The 16,534-nt window shown below is 44.6% G+C and carries 13 protein-coding genes and 1 riboswitch; of the genes, 6 read left to right on the top strand and 7 right to left on the bottom strand.

Translation table 11 applies throughout. The features are described 5' to 3' along the window. Positions 1-9: 9 nt before the first annotated feature. The 4 genes from ACZ5NB_RS15225 to ACZ5NB_RS15210 all read right to left on the bottom strand — a co-directional run bounded on the left by ACZ5NB_RS15225 (position 10) and on the right by ACZ5NB_RS15210 (position 3,880). Positions 10-1,116 (bottom strand): diguanylate cyclase, encoded by a 1,107-nt coding sequence (locus ACZ5NB_RS15225; protein ID WP_460233098.1) that lies wholly within the window; start codon positions 1,114-1,116, stop codon positions 10-12. A 265-nt stretch (positions 1,117-1,381) separates the two neighbouring features. Continuing rightward, positions 1,382-2,269, bottom strand: a complete 888-nt coding sequence (locus tag ACZ5NB_RS15220; RefSeq protein ID WP_460233096.1) for an SDR family oxidoreductase — start codon at positions 2,267-2,269, stop codon at positions 1,382-1,384. A gap of 12 nt (positions 2,270-2,281) precedes the next feature. Further along, positions 2,282-2,884 carry a TetR/AcrR family transcriptional regulator gene (locus ACZ5NB_RS15215; RefSeq protein ID WP_460233094.1) on the bottom strand — a complete coding sequence of 201 codons (603 nt, stop codon included), beginning with the start codon at positions 2,882-2,884 and terminating at the stop codon, positions 2,282-2,284. Between the two features lie 441 nt (positions 2,885-3,325). Beyond that, positions 3,326-3,880 (bottom strand): carboxymuconolactone decarboxylase family protein, encoded by a 555-nt coding sequence (locus ACZ5NB_RS15210; RefSeq protein WP_460233092.1) that lies wholly within the window; start codon positions 3,878-3,880, stop codon positions 3,326-3,328. Positions 3,881-4,001: 121 nt separating this feature from the next. Between ACZ5NB_RS15210 and ACZ5NB_RS15205 the strand changes: the two genes are divergently transcribed. Together ACZ5NB_RS15205 and ACZ5NB_RS15200 are read left to right on the top strand one after the other, a co-directional pair. Next, a complete protein-coding gene (locus ACZ5NB_RS15205) occupies positions 4,002-4,391 on the top strand; it encodes a winged helix-turn-helix transcriptional regulator (protein ID WP_460233090.1) in 390 nt (129 codons plus the stop codon). 197 nt (positions 4,392-4,588) lie between these two features. After that, entirely contained in the window at positions 4,589-6,166 is a 1,578-nt protein-coding gene (locus ACZ5NB_RS15200) for an alpha/beta hydrolase domain-containing protein (RefSeq protein ID WP_460233088.1), read from the top strand. A 173-nt stretch (positions 6,167-6,339) separates the two neighbouring features. Here the strand turns inward: ACZ5NB_RS15200 and ACZ5NB_RS15195 are convergent, their stop codons facing one another. After that, positions 6,340-7,674, bottom strand: coding sequence for an HD-GYP domain-containing protein (locus tag ACZ5NB_RS15195; RefSeq protein WP_460233086.1), 1,335 nt, complete (start codon positions 7,672-7,674; stop codon positions 6,340-6,342). Positions 7,675-7,812: 138 nt separating this feature from the next. Further along, positions 7,813-7,901, bottom strand: a riboswitch (cyclic di-GMP riboswitch). Positions 7,902-8,696: 795 nt separating this feature from the next. Here ACZ5NB_RS15195 and ACZ5NB_RS15190 point away from each other — a divergent pair. Further along, entirely contained in the window at positions 8,697-9,104 is a 408-nt protein-coding gene (locus ACZ5NB_RS15190) for a hypothetical protein (protein ID WP_460233084.1), read from the top strand. After that, positions 9,094-10,362: a hypothetical protein gene (locus ACZ5NB_RS15185; RefSeq protein WP_460233082.1), complete on the top strand. Its 1,269-nt coding sequence runs from the start codon at positions 9,094-9,096 to the stop codon at positions 10,360-10,362. Before ACZ5NB_RS15190 ends, ACZ5NB_RS15185 begins: the two co-directional genes overlap by 11 nt. A gap of 1,069 nt (positions 10,363-11,431) precedes the next feature. On the opposite strand, the gene ACZ5NB_RS15180 is transcribed toward ACZ5NB_RS15185, so the two are convergent. After that, the gene (locus ACZ5NB_RS15180) at positions 11,432-11,893 is read right to left on the bottom strand and encodes a hypothetical protein (protein WP_460233081.1); all 462 of its coding nucleotides are present in this window, start codon (positions 11,891-11,893) and stop codon (positions 11,432-11,434) included. A 9-nt stretch (positions 11,894-11,902) separates the two neighbouring features. Continuing rightward, positions 11,903-12,766 (bottom strand): hypothetical protein, encoded by an 864-nt coding sequence (locus tag ACZ5NB_RS15175; protein WP_460233080.1) that lies wholly within the window; start codon positions 12,764-12,766, stop codon positions 11,903-11,905. Between the two features lie 822 nt (positions 12,767-13,588). Between ACZ5NB_RS15175 and ACZ5NB_RS15170 the strand changes: the two genes are divergently transcribed. Both ACZ5NB_RS15170 and ACZ5NB_RS15165 read left to right on the top strand, forming a co-directional pair. Continuing rightward, a complete protein-coding gene (locus tag ACZ5NB_RS15170; protein ID WP_460233079.1) occupies positions 13,589-14,716 on the top strand; it encodes a dsDNA nuclease domain-containing protein in 1,128 nt (375 codons plus the stop codon). A gap of 33 nt (positions 14,717-14,749) precedes the next feature. Next, a complete protein-coding gene (locus ACZ5NB_RS15165; protein ID WP_460233078.1) occupies positions 14,750-16,441 on the top strand; it encodes a hypothetical protein in 1,692 nt (563 codons plus the stop codon). Positions 16,442-16,534: the final 93 nt, after the last annotated feature.

The raw sequence follows: 16,534 nt of genomic DNA, 5'->3' as shown, positions 1-16,534 counted from the left end.
GGTTTGACGTTAGGATGGTTTACCGGCGGCGTATTGAATATACGCTGTGGTTCTATTGCGACCCTGGTTTTTTGACTGATAGAGTGCTTTGTCGGCATTAATTAAAAGATCGTCAGCCGTGGCTATGTCAGGTGTCATGTGGGCGAGGCCAATACTGCACGTAACATGGTCGATATTCGGTGATCGCTCCAGGCTCATATCCTCAACGCTCTCACGGATTTTGTGTAACACCGGTAAAGCATCCTGCTGATCCATTTCGGGAAATATAACACAAAACTCGTCTCCACCCAGACGAGCGACGATATCGGAATGTCTAACGCAACGTTTTAGAGATTCGGCAATCTTGATGATGACTTGATCCCCAGCGTTATGGCCCAGAGTATCATTGACGACTTTAAAAAAATCGATGTCAATCATCGCGATGGTGAGGCTGTGATGGTAGCGTGTGGCACGAGAGAATTCTTCATTTAAACGTTTGGCAAATTTACGACGATTGTAAAGGCCTGTCAGCGGGTCTTCCGATGCCTGTTTTTCAAGCTGGTGTCTGGCTTGTTGTAATTGGTTAAGAGTTTTTTGGTCCTCTTTTCGTAATTCCAATAGCTCTAGTTTTGCTTTTCCCATTTCTCCAATAATTTGAGCCAAGTTAACTAAAAAAGCCATAATTTTTTTTATATCTTGCTCGCGGAAGGTGGGTACCTTTTGCAGTGCGTCGACATACGGAATTAAATCAAAACCCAGTTCTTTGCCCTGTTTAATAAAACGATTTTGATCTGGTGGTTCAAAAAAGAATTGGCCGGTAAAAAAATTGGCAACATGTTCACCATCGATAATGACAGGGACCGCCACATCGACCAAGCCATTTTTACAACAGTACACATTGTATTGCTGGCCTTCAGATAATTGCTCTGCGAGAACGGTATCGCTTTCGGTGCAGCGTTTGGATGACACAGGATGAACGCGATGAAACTGAGTGCAAATGTCCTGCCAGCCAGATTTAACATGAACATTGCCCTCAAGGTCGAGCAATGCCGTTACGACTCCATTGGTCTGTGTATAGCTCTCGCATAACTTGGTTAAGCGTGGAATATCAAAAATATCTGTGAAGGCATAGTTCATCGGGCAACCGTTCGTAGCCAACGGGCAAGAGGCCGAAACATAGCGGCACTATAATAATCCTTGCTTCATTTAGGGGTGCTGTCAAGGCAGGCCCTCTATCAAGGTTCTATAACGCAGTGTCCTTGCTAGAGGCCTTGGCTATAAAGGCGCTAGGAGCGTCATCTCGGTGCCCAATATCGACTATATAACACGATCTATGCATGCGAATGGCATGGGTAGGCTTAAAGGACATCTCCGGAGTCACCAGCGAATATGCTTGTTTTCACTAAGCCTGTTCTACGCCATATACCTGCGCTAGTTGTTCAATCAAACCCGCCTGAACGGGTGCCGTTGCATCATTAATGGCGGCTACACCCATATCGTCACCAACTTGCGTGCGGATTGGTCGAGGGCCTTCCATCTCGATCAAATCACAAATTCGATCGGCAACATTTTGTGCATCGTTGTCAGCATTACCTTGTTCAAATAAGTCTGTGAACATGCCGAGTAATTTTTCTCGACCATTTGCGTGTGGTCCATATTGTTCAATCGTGCTATCAATGGAAGGGCTAGGAGGGTTATTCACTAGTTCTGTTGCATGTCCGCTGGGTTCGACTAAAACAGATTGAATATTAAAGGGAGCTAGTTCGTAATTGAGGCTTTCTGAGTAGGCTTCCATGGCCCATTTCGACGCGCAATAAATGCCGAAGTAAGGTATAGCCAGTCGACCAGCAGCAGAGCTAATATTAATGATAAGCCCGGATTTATTATTTCTCATACTCGGTAATACGGCTTGGCTCGTGGCGGCTAGGCCAAACATATTGACATCAAACAGTTCTTTGGTCTGTTCAATTGAAAATGCTTCGGTGACCCCAACTGGCATAATACCCGCGTTGTTTACCAACACGTCGATGGGTCCGTTTTCTTCAATAGTGGTTACTGCACTGGTAATACTGGTTTTTGACGTTACATCGAGTTCAACCACGCCGAGGTTAACGTTTGATTGTGTGGCCCACTGTTTCAAACGTTGAGCTCGCTCAGCATTGCGACCTTTCACATCACGCATGGTGGCGTAAACTGTGTGACCTTTTGTGGCGAGTAACTTAGCCGTTAACTCGCCGATGCCCCGGCTCGCACCGGTTACGATAACGGATTTTGGGTGTGACGTTTTCATATGCGGTTCCTGTTATTTAGATGAGGGCGTGAATACAGATTTAATAAAGAGGGTGAGTGGTGTTTTATCCCCAGTTGCTTTCATGCGAGTCAAAGCGCCGCTCCATGCGTTAAGTAGCCAATCTGCGGCTTCTTTGGGTTTTAGGTGGGCAAGCCCAATGTCCGCTAGGTCGGCTTCGCCAAGGCAGTTGGCAAGCGCTGTCGATAGCGCCTGCCAATTACTATTGAGTTCGTTTTGAAACGCGGGGTATTCATCAGCAAGTTCCGTAGTCAAATTACACATGAGGCAACCTTCAGCGTATTCTCTCTGCTCCATTTGCTTTAATGCGTTAGAGAAAAACGTTTTCAATCGTTTTAAAGGCGCTTGTTTCCCATTTGTTAGAACCGCTTTCGCGAACGCTACTTGCTGATCGGAGTAGCGACGCGCGACAGCAACTCCGAAAGATTCCTTATTATCGAAGTAGTGATAAAACGACCCTTTCGCGACCCCTGCATGTTTCAGTACATCGTTAATGCCGGTTTCTGCGAAGCTGTGTTGCCGAAACAATTGCTCACCGACGTCGAGTAGCTTGTCGCGAGCGGCATCGTATGCGTCTTGATTGCGTGTTCTAGCCATGGATATCTCCTTGTTAGTATTTATAATAGACCGGTCTGTTATTAATGATCAATAACGATTTTGTAATGTGTAAGTATTATGTGATTTTTGGGAGAACCCCTCTTGTCCAGAGGCGCAGATATTGTTCTATATACCCCATTACAAGCCGTCGAGTAACGCAGCAAGCAAGGGATAAACGCTGAGGCCTGTTTGAGCGAAGCGAGTTGCCGAAGCTTCCCTTGCTTGTGAGTAACGCAGAGAAGCCGAAGGCCGGCTTGTTGGGTGGGCTTTTCTTGGTTACTTCTTTTGACCAAACAAAAGAAGTAACTCGCCGAAAGGCGAAACTTTTAAATAATCCATATATTCTCGCGTCGAGAAAAAGACAGATAAATCAACACCATTTAAAAAAACGAGGGGAGCAACTGGGACCATGGCGATAGCCCAGCTCCCCTCCAAGAAATATCACGCGCCATGCACGCTTGCATCAAACTGAGTGACTTTGGGAAAATCGTGTTCAGGATTAGCTATATGTCGAATGTAATTCAGGCTGGTATAGATGCCGACAACGCCAACGACTTCTAACAGTGCTTTCTCACTAAAGCCTTGCTCTCGGATAGCGATCAACGTTTGTTGTGAAACGCGACCTCTATTTCTAACTAGCTCGTTGGTGTAGTTGAGGAGCGATTGATCGCGAGCGCTTTGCGCACGAGCTGACATAGCGTCGATTAAATCGTTTTCCGTAAGCCCGTACATTTTGCCTACTTGCATATGAACATTGACGCAATAATCACAGTGATTCAACGCCGACGTCAGCATGGCAACTAATTCAATTTCTCCCTTAGTAAGTTCCATGTCATTTGACAGCTCTTTGTTGTATGCAAGTATGCCTTTGAGTGTGTTGGGAGCATTGGCTGTTACTTTACACAGGTTTATTGCGTTACCAAACTGCGATTTAGCTTCATTTAGCGCGGCGAGCGCTTCGCCTGTCGCAACTTCTGGGTGGACTGGATTAAACATTCGGATCACTCCATTTGTGGTAAGTGGGTAGAGCCGTTGATACTATGTGAGCGATTACCAAAAATATAGTACGCACCTTTTAGTAACTATAAGATAGTAACCATAAAATTCTGGAGCCTGCATGTATCAACTGCCAAAAGACCACGCTAAAGCTGAGCCGAATGTGTTTAATGCAAAATGCCCTGCACGGGGACTACTCTCTTTTCTTGCCGGTAAATGGCATCTTCTGGTCATTGATGCGCTGGCCAAAAAGCGCTGGAGAAATGGTGAGCTACTGCGAAAAATTGACGGCATCTCGCAGAAAATGCTTACCCAAACGTTGCGTGAACTAGAGGATATGAACTTGGTACTTCGGGTGGACATGGGAACTGTTCCACCGCATGTTGAGTATGAACTAACAGCACTGGGGCAAGATCTACGAAAAAAGATTTGTTCGTTAGATCGTTGGATAGAGAACAATATGTTTGAACTCATAAAGAACAATGCCTCTGTTCCCCTGGATTACATCTAGCATGAACTCGCATCATGTTTAACAACAAAGCGAATACGCTTGTCATATTCGATGAGTTATAGTCGCCTAGCGTACTAAAACCCATAACCTTCTTTACATAAGAAACGCTAGATATATTGGCATTTTCCGGTCATTCTTAGCGTGCATCGCCATTCGCTTTCCTAGTTCGTACCAAATGATTGTGGGGCATACTTAAAATGAATAATAAAAAAATACTTCGGCCGCTAACGATTTTTGTCTCTTCTGCAATGAGTTTTTTACTGTCTATTGTAGTCAATGGGCAAACGGCGGTAGCGCTTCCCCATGTGTCGCCTCCATTAGTAGTGACCGAAACATCTAGACCGTACCTTGATGCGAGTGAATATTTGCGGTCGGTAGATTATGTTGAGGAAGAATTTTTTCTATCCGGAATGGCAAACGTGTATGACTGGGCGGGGGAGGGGCAGCAAGTCAAAGTTGTTGCTGGCCCAACGGATTACACCACCAGAATTTTAGTCCGTCGTCCGAAAGACCCGAGCCGTTTCAGTGGCAACGTAGAAGTCCTGATATTGAATGCAAGCGGCGGCGTGGATTTAGGTGGGCCGATTGATGTTGAGCGAATGGTTGCGCAGGGGGATGCATGGGTGGGCATTACCAGCAAAGCGATCAGCGCGCGTGCCTTACAAACCTTCGATAGCGAGCGTTACTCGTCGCTAAACTGGAACACCCCATTCGAACTGTCAGACCGATGCGATAAACCTTCCATTATTCCGACCTACATGACAGGCGATGGCTTCATGTATCGAACCATGGATGCGATTGGCCTCGTGCCAGCATCGTCGTTTACTGAGACGGAAGATGGCCTCATTTGGGATATGCTGGCCCAGTTGGCACTCTTATTAAAAAGTGAATCGCGCACAAAAATTTTGCCCGATTTTCAAGAGCCAACACTCTATATGGTTGGGTTATCGCAATCCTCAATCTATCTTCGAACCTGGCTTGTCGCGTTTCATGATCAGTACCGTACACCAAAGGGTGAACCACTTTATGACGGCTATCTTGGTGTGATTGGCCCGGCGTTAGTTCGTTTGAATCAATGCTCCGATGACGTGGCGCTCGAAGATCCTCGCCAATTAATCAATACATTGGAAGTCCCATTTATTTCACTTTATTCCGAAGGCGAAATGTGGCTGGGGATGCACACCCGTCAACCGGATGCATTCAGTGAAACCGGCGGCCGTGTAACCTACGAAGTAACGGGCGGGTCGCATATACCTGGAGAAATACCTGGCAAAGACGTGATTCGTCTCGGTCAAGAAACAACGGGTGAGGCTATAGATGCGGGCGCGGTTATGCGTTGGGTGACAAACTGGATGCGTGACGGCGACGAACCCAACGACCTCATCTGGACACCACTCCTGCGTGGTGCCTACCACAACCTACAACGCTGGGTACGGGAAGACATTCGCCCGCCAACCGTCGAAGGTATTCAATACAGCGCAACGTTTGAAATCGAACGCGACGAAAACGGCAACGCCAAAGGCGGCATACAAATGCCTTACATCAGCGTACCTACCGCCGCCCACCGAGGTTATTTGAGCGCTGGCGGACTAGGCGGCATCATGGGCGCAAAAGCGCCGTTCTCTGAAGCAACACTCAAGGCACTTTATCACGACCAAAAAATGTATAGTGAACAATTTAACGCCGCGACCGACAAGCTGCTTAAAGGACAATGGATTTCAGAAGACGACGCCGAACTAATGAAGCAAAGCATATCTGAACGTGAGGTGGATTAACTCCACCTCGGCTACTTCTCTCCGCTGCTCCGTTACTCGACTGCTTGAAAGGGGAGATTGCAAGTTGGGTGGGGCTTGATGCATGTTGGTGGTGCAAATAGACTAGAGCGCTCATCAACTAAGAGAATTGGCGGTGATGCAGTTTTTATTGTTGGTATGATTGTTCTGTAGGGCTAGCCTAAAATGCTTTGTATCATTCCCTTAACACCGCGGTTCCGTTTGAACATCCAATTGTGAGCGTCTTCAAGTAGGCCGCGGGGTATATTGCTGGCGGGAACGCCTTTGCGTATATAGAGTTGATTATCTCCTGAATCACCTTCGCGGTGATCAGCGCAGGAAAGATCCAGCACTCGGTATTTGTTGGCAATGGTTCCGTGAGAATTAATGATAGGGATCACCGATGCGCGCAGGCGGCGCTCGTAATCCTGGGAAAAGATAATTCCCTTTTGATCATCACTCAGCTCCACTAATGTGCCTGTAGGATATATTCCAATCGCCTTAATGAACTCTTCGACAAGACTCGCATCAAAAAATTTTCCCTTGTAGCGGTTGAGATAAACAACGGCACTTGAGGGCGATACAGCATGGCTTATATCGTAAGGCGAGATCATCAATTCATAAGTCTCGATAAGCCCTGCAACTTGTGACAGAAACGGTATTTCATTCACCGTTTTATTAAGAGGAAATCCACTGCCATCAATGCGCTCGCAATAGTTTTCAATGGTATTGATCACGCCGTCAGTGCTGAAGCGAATCTGTTGTAGTTGATATAACGTTTCATGGAGGTGACATTGATACTCAAGACGCGCTTTTGAAGGATGATACCCCTCTAGCACTTGTTTCGATAAAGTGCTTTTACCAATACCCGTGAATAGCAACGCTGAACTCAGGTGAGTCAACGAATAATGGTTTAACCCTAACTGCCGACCCACAATCCCACCCCAAATGGCGAGCCGAATAATATGTGTATAGATGGGTTCGCGGGTATCTCGAATCCGGCATAGCCAAGCAAAGGCATCGGGGTTTCGTATAATGCTGTCAACAACCTGCGATGTACTGTCTACTAATTTCTCTATGTCGGAAGTGTGGCAGTGAATAATATTGGTACATACGTTGTGAATTTGCTTTTCTAGGCCATCGAAAAGCTTGGCTGAGCGAACTATTTCTCGCTTCATTGAAGATTGAATTGCATATTGTTCAACGCAATGCTTTTTTTTCCAGTTATAGGCAATCGAATAGTCTGCAAAATTCGCTGCGATTTTTGCCTTTGTTTTTATTCCCGACTTTGGCGGAAAAGAATTATTTTTGTGTAACTCGCCGCGAGACCTCTCCTCGTCAATCCAAACGCGTTGACAATATTGTGATAGTTTTTCAATGTCAGCCACCGACTTAATCAACAAACCTTGCAGTGGAAAATCAGTTTGTTCCCACGGTACATCCAACCGTGAAACGTACATTCCAAGCTTCAAATGGTTGACGGGTAATCCTTTATAGAACGGTAGTTTCATATTGTCGCACTAGCTCAATGAAATCTAAAAGGTCGGATAGAAGGGCGGCTGCATCGTAGGTAAAGGGATAACAACGCGGGGTCAAAATTCCAATGCGAAATCAAGACAGGAGAAAAGCACGGAGAGCTTCGTGTCCAATCTGGCGATCCCGCTGTCATAGCTATACATAAGCCTTAGACCGGTAATTTTGCGTGCTGCCCTTTCGGATCAGCTTGCCCTTATCAGATTAACTATATTCCGATTAAAACTAACACATATCTGAAAAATGTGAAGTGCTACTCACTAGCGGTGGGCAAATGCTACCGCGCAATAAATATTTATAGAGCGACCAAAATATTACGGTGAATCAATAAGTTATTTTGTTGAACGCGAGAAGGGGTGAGATTTTTACAATCCAAGGTTATAACAACGCGGGGCTTATGGAGAACTAATCGAACAAATTGAATAGGTAAAGTTTTGGGGTTTCGCTCGGTTTATTGATTTGGCGCTCTATTCATCTTGTGTGGCGTGCTTGCGCAGAGTGTATCCGATACACAGCTCTAAACTATTCGAATGGTATTTTTTAAATTTTTCGTCTTTAAGACGAGTTCCTATGCATCCATGCATTCGCGGCATTCGAACATCCCTGTACATCAAACGACACCCCTCTAGTCGGCCTTGGGCTTCTCTGCGTTACTCACAAGCAAGAGACGCTTGAGGCTTTTTATTTCTGGTCGCCGTTGGCTCGGTCGCTTCGCTCAAACAACCTCAGCTCTACCTCTTGCTTGCAGCGTTACTCGACGGCTTGAGGGGGAGCAAGAGCGCAACCCTCGCGATCACATGAGTTAAAAGGGACGGAGGGATTTAATAATGATCAAATGCTGATTATTCAATAATCCCTCCGCCCCCGTTTCCGTCGTTTTTGGTCTAAACTGACTTGTTATTCCATTCAGTTCATTTAGTTCATGTCGCCTGTGATCAATTTTCTGCTCCACACAGCTCAAACAACTCTTTCGCAGGCCTTCAGGTTGCTGCTGGCTGCTGTGTGGTTATTCTCTGCGGCTACCGCAGTACGTGCTGATCCGCTGTTGATTCACCATCCTTCCATTAGTCAGGAAACCCTGAATAGCGGTGCCTTGGTGCGAATCTACGCCATGCAAAAGCGCGCCTGGTCGAATGGTTCCAGGGTCTCTGTATTCATAATGCCGAAAGACATCACGTTGCACAGACAATTCGTACAACGGTACCTGCATATGCAGCCTTATCAACTCGATCGTTTCTGGCATCGGCTGGTTTTCAGTGGTACTGGAACGATTCCACAAGTGGTGGCTTCGGTTGAAGAAATGATCGAAAAAGTGGCCGCCACTCCAGGTGCGATTGGCTATATCGATAGCGCAGAGGTCGACCGGATTGATGACGCGATGCTAACGGTGAAAGCACATGAGACGTAATAAGCTAAAGCGTTTTTCAGTAGCTATTGTGCTGCTGTTAGTGTCCAGTTGGGGGTGGACAGCGGAACCTCAATTCCGAGGCTTCATCAGCCAGTCCGTGGTGTTTTCCGACGATAATCCGTTGTTTGATGACGATACCGGTGTCAATTTCAATCTTCGGGAAATTGGCTTGAACACCTCCTGGCAGATCACTGATCGGTTTCGACTGGCTGGCCAATTGATGTCGCGCAAGGCCTGGGAGATCGATGATGGAGATCCGACCGTAGATTTTCTATTGGTGGACTACAAATATCTGGTGTCCGCTTCTGCGATGGTCGGCGTGAGGCTCGGGCGCACTAAGCTACCCTACGGAGTTTACAATACCACCCGTGACGTGCCCCATGCACGGCCAGGCATTTTTGTTCCACAGTCAGTTTACTTTGAAAGTATGCGTAATGTTCTGCTGGCCACTGACGGCGGGCACCTTTACTTCAATTTCAACCATGCACTGGCGGACATCAATGTTGACTTGTCCTATGGAAAGATTGGTCTGGATGGCAGCTCATTGGAGTATCTGATTTTTCAGCGCGAGTTACCCGGCGACTTTGACTCGTTGGAAAGTCAAATCTTCAAGGTTGAATTTTTGCCCAGCGGTGCCCTACGAGATATGACGTTGGCTTTGTCGCTGGTAGATGCCTCTTCCGATTATGATGACGCTCCGAATTTTACACCTGCGGAGCAGTTTGCTGGGGGAGTGGCACTGGCCTCGGATCCCACATTGTTTACATCCTACATTACTCAAATGGAAATCTCCGCCCTGCTTAAGCTGTTATCACTTCAGTATTCAATGGCAGATTGGATTATTACGGCGGAATACCTGAACGCGGATATAGCAATCAACAATGCTGAAGTGTTACACATACCCACAGTTCTAGGAGACAGTCGTAGCGATTCACAGCTCGAAGGATACTACGGGCAAGTGGAGTGGTTGCTATCCAGTCAAATCAGTCTGTATGGGCGTTACGAAGAGTTGTATTTCAATGATCAGGACAGGGATGGCGAGGATTACCAACGAACAGTCGGGGGCAATCCGGTGACCCAATACCAAAAGGCGCTATCGCTGGGCGCTCGCTGGTACTTCACGCCGGACTGGAGCGTAACCGGTGAGTTCTCCAGCAATCGAGGTGCTGCATTTATCAACGGCAGCGAGGAAGTGGATTACAGTGCGCTGAAAAAACGCTGGCATGCGTTTATTTTGCAAATGTCTTACCACTTTTAGAGTGTGCCGGGAGTAGTAGTCGATTTTTATCAGTTAAGATGGAAGTCGGTGGTTCTCCTCAGTTTGTTGTGTGTCTGCATGACGGCTGTCTGGACCTGGCAAATCGCGAGCAAACAGCTGGATGTTTAATAATCCCTCCGTCCCCTTTTTTCCTTGTCCCCTTTTTTCCTTTTTATAATGTTCCGCCTTTTAGCGATGTGCTTGTAAAAATAGTTTCGTCTTTAAGACGAGTCCCTTTTCTTTGCTTGTCCAAAGAAAAGGAACCAAAAGAAACGACACCCCACCAAGCCGGCCTTCGGCTACTCTGCGTTACTCACATCGGAGAGCCGCCTCGGAAACTCGTCGCTCCGCTCCTCAAACAGCCTCGGCTACTTCTCTCCGCTGCTCCGTTACTCGACGGCTTGAAAGGGGACACGATTAACCTGCCCTCACTGGTTGTGAAGAAATATTCGCTATAGATTAAAGGTTTCGCCTTTGGGTGAGGTAGTTGATTCGATGCGTCCTGCATCTCAGACCTGCGGTCCCGCTAAATAAGCGGTCCAAATTTGTTCCTGCAAATTTTTCTTTTATTTGGCTAAAAGAAGTAACCAAGAAAATGCCACCCTACAAGCCGATTTTTGGATACTCTGCGTTACTCACAACCGAGAGAAGCTTGAGGCTTTTTATTTCTGGTCGCCGTTGGCTCGGTCGCTGCGCTCAAACAGCCTCTGCTTTTGCCTCTTGCTTGCTCCGTTACTCGACGGCTTGAAAGGGGAGAATGAAAAACAGACAAGATAGTTAAATGAGAAAACCGATAAAGAAGGAAGTAAAACCAAGTAGTAGGATAGTGGTTCCGATATACTTTGGTGACTTTGGAAAGGTTGTGCCCAATAAAATAGCCGCACCGAAACTTAGTGGTAGGGCTGCAACTAAAAAAACGCCTAACCCCTCAATATGATGCGGCCTTGCGCCACCTCGGCTTGGTATAGTTATAGAATCAAATAAAAATAACGAGACACCAAGTCCGATAAAAAGTAGCGCAAGAAGCCAGTTTAAAAGTCTTGAGTTCAAGTGATTTCTATTGGTTAGATTAGTTGCTAGTGTTTTTAAGCTCACTACTACAGGCGATACCATCAATTGTATATACAATGCGGTGATAAAAAACCCACTGATGTGACGCCGCTTTACATTCTATGTATCTGTTGTTTGCTGCGTACTGTGCGACTTGCGAATGAACAATGTAGGGCAGGACAAAAGCGATTGCGATGCCAGCAATTAAAAGCGTGCCGATAACGTTATTGGCTCGTTTTGAAGGCTGCGACTTAGTAATTGGCTGATAAAGTAAAGCGACTAAAAAGCCGATTGAAGAAATAGCAAAGCCGGGCATGTAAAACCCGCTTTTATCAAATGTCATTACCGGAGTATTTTGAAAAACCGCTGACAAAATTGTTTGAATGGCGGTGAAACCCCAAACAGTGGTCAACAGCAGTATGCCCGCGAACAACACTACCATTGACCATTTTGCGACAGCCGAGTATTCCTGATCTTGCATTAAAACGCTCTATCTCAATGTTGGTCTTAAGAATCTTTCCAGGCCATGTCGTGCAAAGTCAATTGCTATTCTTCTGGCCGTTTCTGCGGTGTAATCAATAACGGATGCTAGCGCCTCTGTTGCAAGCTCTTCGGCTTTTGACTCTATACGATCTAGAAGAGTTTGATTTATTTCTTCGAGGGCAGCTACAAGTCGATCGGTGATGTGGAATTGTTCATCAATGGCAGTCAGTATTATCGTCGAGAGCACTCCAACAATTAGAACAGCGGCAATAGGGCCTACTGCAACGGTAACACCTGCAGTGACAATGGCGTTCGCAGCCATAATTGAAGCGCCGGTTGCTATACCTACTTTTACTACGTCTGTTGCTAAGCGCCCGATAAGTTGCCCTAGAGTCGCTTCATCCGTAAGCACATAATCAGCAACTCGATAGCCAGTTAATAGCACGACACTGAGTATGCCACCCATTTTAGCCGAATGTGCAGCGCCAGCCTTGCCTAAACCCATGGCAATTACCTTCGGGTTCTTAACACCATACTTAGTGCCAGTAAGCACCTTTCTCAATCCTGGTCTTCCCCCAATAATAATGTGGGGCTTTCCTCCATAGTGTTTAACATAGGCTTTTGCGCCAGCACCACCGAGATCGGCAATGAGCTTAGTTAAAACTACTGCATCTCCGCCAGCTCCGGCGTAATTTGCAGTCGTTTCAAGCTTCGACTTCTGATCGTCCCACGTATCTCGAAATATCGGGTTAGAGTATCGAGCCGAAGACCTGATAATTGCATCCATCTCGTGGACTGAAACTACAAAAATCTCGTGTTGGTTAGCTTGAAGAAGCTGCTTGGTTCGTGCGACTTGTCGTCTAGTCGGCATATGGCAAATCCTTTTGAATTAATGTTAGATATGTCTGTGGGTGAAAATCAGCCAATCAGGTTGGCTAAAGTAACCAGACGTATGATACCTACTTGCGTGGAATAGGGTACGCGCTTGTTGAATAGTGTGACGCATTTACATTTTGTTTAAGGTAAGTGGGAGCTCAGAATCCAACTTGTAGATGAGTGGTCTATACCAAACCCACAAGCCTCAAGCGGCGAATCAGTCGTCGCGCGCGCACTTTCAACAAGCTTCATAGGCGCACTAGACCCCGAAACCCAACAAAAAATATCAGAGAAAATACGACATATCGTTTCTGACCTAGGCGACTCTTTCAGCTTCCCTTATGTATCAGAGATGCAAATTTGGAAGAAAATAACCTAGCAAACTCATCAAACACCAAGAAAGGCCCTTTACCCCGCCTAATTTCCAAACTAGAAAGAAGCCCCACGAGAGTGCAACCGATACGTCGCCATAACCCCAATGTTGAATTTTGTGCCATCCAAAGAATACTTAACATCCCTGTAACAAATGCAAATGAAAAATCACTAGATATATTGGGGCTATCCGGTTACTTTTGATGCTCAAAATTAATCAAGTATTTCTGCTGCCGAATCAATTAGTTGGTTTGAGTGCGAGACTGCTTATCAAAAGGGTGAAATTTCACTTCGTTAATCATAGCTACCTATTTAGCAATTTATTCCGCTGCAATTAGCGCGAATTAATTTCGGCTGCTGGCATAATTTATATACGTAATTTACGTGAAGCTTAATTCAAAAAATGTACAATAGAGAGCAATTTCCGTCAGATATTTAATTTATTATGGATCATTTCGAAGAGTTAATAGAAATAGTAAATGATGCTGGTTCCGAAGTTGGGGGTGGGCATGGTCAAAAGGGCGTTGATTTTCAGCGTTACTGGGCAATATCAACAATGTTCTCTTTAGTTGGCGGAAGTGATGATTTTTTAGTTCTTTTTGAAGTTATTCAAGATGTTGCCATTTATGATTCTCTGAAAAGCCCAACTAATCTAAAAATATTTCAAATAAAGAAGAAAGATCGAAATGAGTGGGGCTGGAAGGATCTGACGGGCCTCTATGTACCCTCCAAAAAAAATGGTAAACCACAGCCTTTCGAAAAAGTTAAAGAAAGTACAATAGGCAAGCTATACACTTCCGTTAGTTCGTTGAAAAATATTGAAGTGTCCGGCCATTTTGTTTCGAACGCGGGTTGTAATTTATCTTTGACCGGTGGGGGCAACGCCGCTACTACAGCTATATGTTATTTGTCTGACCTAGAAGAAGAGCATCGAAAACTTTTAGTGGACGCACTAGCTATGATGGGTAAGCCTGAAGACTTACCTCCCGACTTAACTAAGATTCAGGTCTCTAAAACAAGCATTCCAGTTGATGACCCTAGAACTTATTTAGTAGGTGAGATTCATAGTTTCTTAAACAAGCGCAGTCCTAAGCACGCAAATCAAGCCCACTCGCTCGTTGATAGTTTACTAGCTAAAATAGGCCCCTTAGGTGCTAAAACAGACAGATGTATGAGTTTTTCACAATTAGCCGAAAATCAGGGATTTTCCAGAAGTCAGTTTGAAAATGTTCTTTCAGATTTAGAGACAGTTCCTGACATATTAGATCATCTAAATGAATGGCTTAAGCAGTTGCAAGATGAGGGTTTGAGTTTTTTTGAAATTACTAGCATTAAAAGCGCGGCTTCTGAGCTATATCGCAATCAATTACTGGGTACACGGGATTACACAATTCAGTCTTTGGAAAATAGGTGTGATGAGTTAATAGGGCTAAATTCTGACCCAAAAGAGTTAAAACCGTTTTTTGAAAGTATGTTTTCAATTTTGGAAAAGGAGTTTCCTGATGTTAGAAAACCTGCAATATTTGCTGTTATCGCGTTGAGGGCTATTAAATCATGCGTGGACCAAATCTAAGGAAATTAACAAGAAGCCTCCGGACAAAATCTTATGAAAAGATTGGAATTAGAAAAGGTATATCTTCTATCTCAAAAAGAGAAGAGAGCGAGAAAGATAGAGTTTCACCCAAAGACAAATCTGATAGTAGGGGTTAATCACACGGGAAAATCCAGTCTTATTAAAAGCATATTTAAAACTCTGGGGGCTAAACCGCAAGGAAAATTGAAGAAATGGGATGAGGCAACTATTTCCATTGTACAGTTCAAAGTTCAAGGTAAAAGCTTTAAGGTAGCTCAACACATGGGGTATCGGGGGCTGTTTGATGAAAGCGATCAACTATTGACCGTCACTGGGGATCATGTTGAGTGGAGTAAGGCGTTTGCTGAGGTTACAGGATTTAACCTACTTGTAACAAATAAAGGTGATCTCGAAACAGTTGTTGCTGATCCTGCATGTTTTTTCCTTCCTTTTTATATTGATCAAGATGGAAGCTGGCAAGCTGGTTGGGACACATTTCCAAGCTCCAAAAGGTTTAAAACACCTATGGGAGCGATTTTGGAATACTTTACCGGGATAAAGCCGTTCGAATGGTATAAGCATGATGCTAAAAAAAAGCAAGCACAGTTAGCATTATCAGATCTTAGGAGCGAGAAAAAATTTTTAGACAGGGCTAAAGTTCGTCTAGAGAATTCTTTACCAATGTCAGGACCAAAAGTCGATGCGGAAAACTTTAGTCTTGAAATTGATCAATTGACAGAGGAGGTATCTTTTTTAAATGCGGAACAAGAAAAACTACGAAAAATGCTTGTCAAAGAACGAGAGTTAATATCTTCTGTTCGGGCGCAGATAGTGTTGTCTCAGGATGCGCTAAAAGTGTATGAAGGAGACACTAATTATTTAGAACACGAGAGAGAAAAACTAGTATGCCCGATATGTGATGCAGAGCATACTGAGAACTTTCTAGATTTATTCACCTATGCGGAAGATGCGAGAATTCTGCGTACAATGGTGTTAGAACTTAACCACGATTTAGTTGGTCTAACAAAAACGCATCATGCATCGCAAGATGAAATGAATAAGCTAGAAGCGCGTTACAAAAAAATATCCGAAATACTAGAAGCTAAAAAAGGAGAAATGAATTTTAAAGATGTCGTAAACAGCATGAGTGCCGAACATGCATTTAATGCATTTTCTACGGAGCTAGCTGACCTTGAGAGTCAAATAGGTGTTAAACTGGGTGAAATTGAAGTATTAGATGAAAAGCTTAACGGTCTTAAGGATAACAAAAGGTCAAAACGAATACTTGAGGATTATAGAAAAGCTTATTCTACTGCACTTATATCACTTAACTTGCCATCAATTGAAATGAAAAGGCAAAAGCTTACTAGCAGGCCCGCTCTTTCAGGAAGCGGTGGTCCTAGGCAGATCTTGGCATATTATGCTGCAATTTGGCAAACAGCTGTTAATAATGGAGACTTTCTTATTCCAATAGTAATAGACTCCCCAAATCAGCAAGGGCAAGACCATATTAATTTACCTAAGGTTCTTGAGTATGTATCAAAAAAGCTGCCAACAACAACACAGTTAATAATAGGGTCAGAGATAGATACAGAATACGAGTTCGATAAAAAAATAGAGCTTAGTCAACCGTATCAGCTTTTAAGCGAAGACGAGTATGATGATGTAGAAAAAATGATATCGACATATACCGAAAGTATGGTTGGGTATTTGGAAGATTCTTAAACCTAGAGTTTATCCTTGTTGTTTATATATGTGGGCTCCATGTGCATTTTCGGTGAGAATGGCGAATAATTAGCTCAAGCATTCAAAAATTAT

The organism is Aurantivibrio plasticivorans (assembly GCF_055392955.1).
This window is presented reverse-complemented; position numbering and strand designations above follow the sequence as displayed.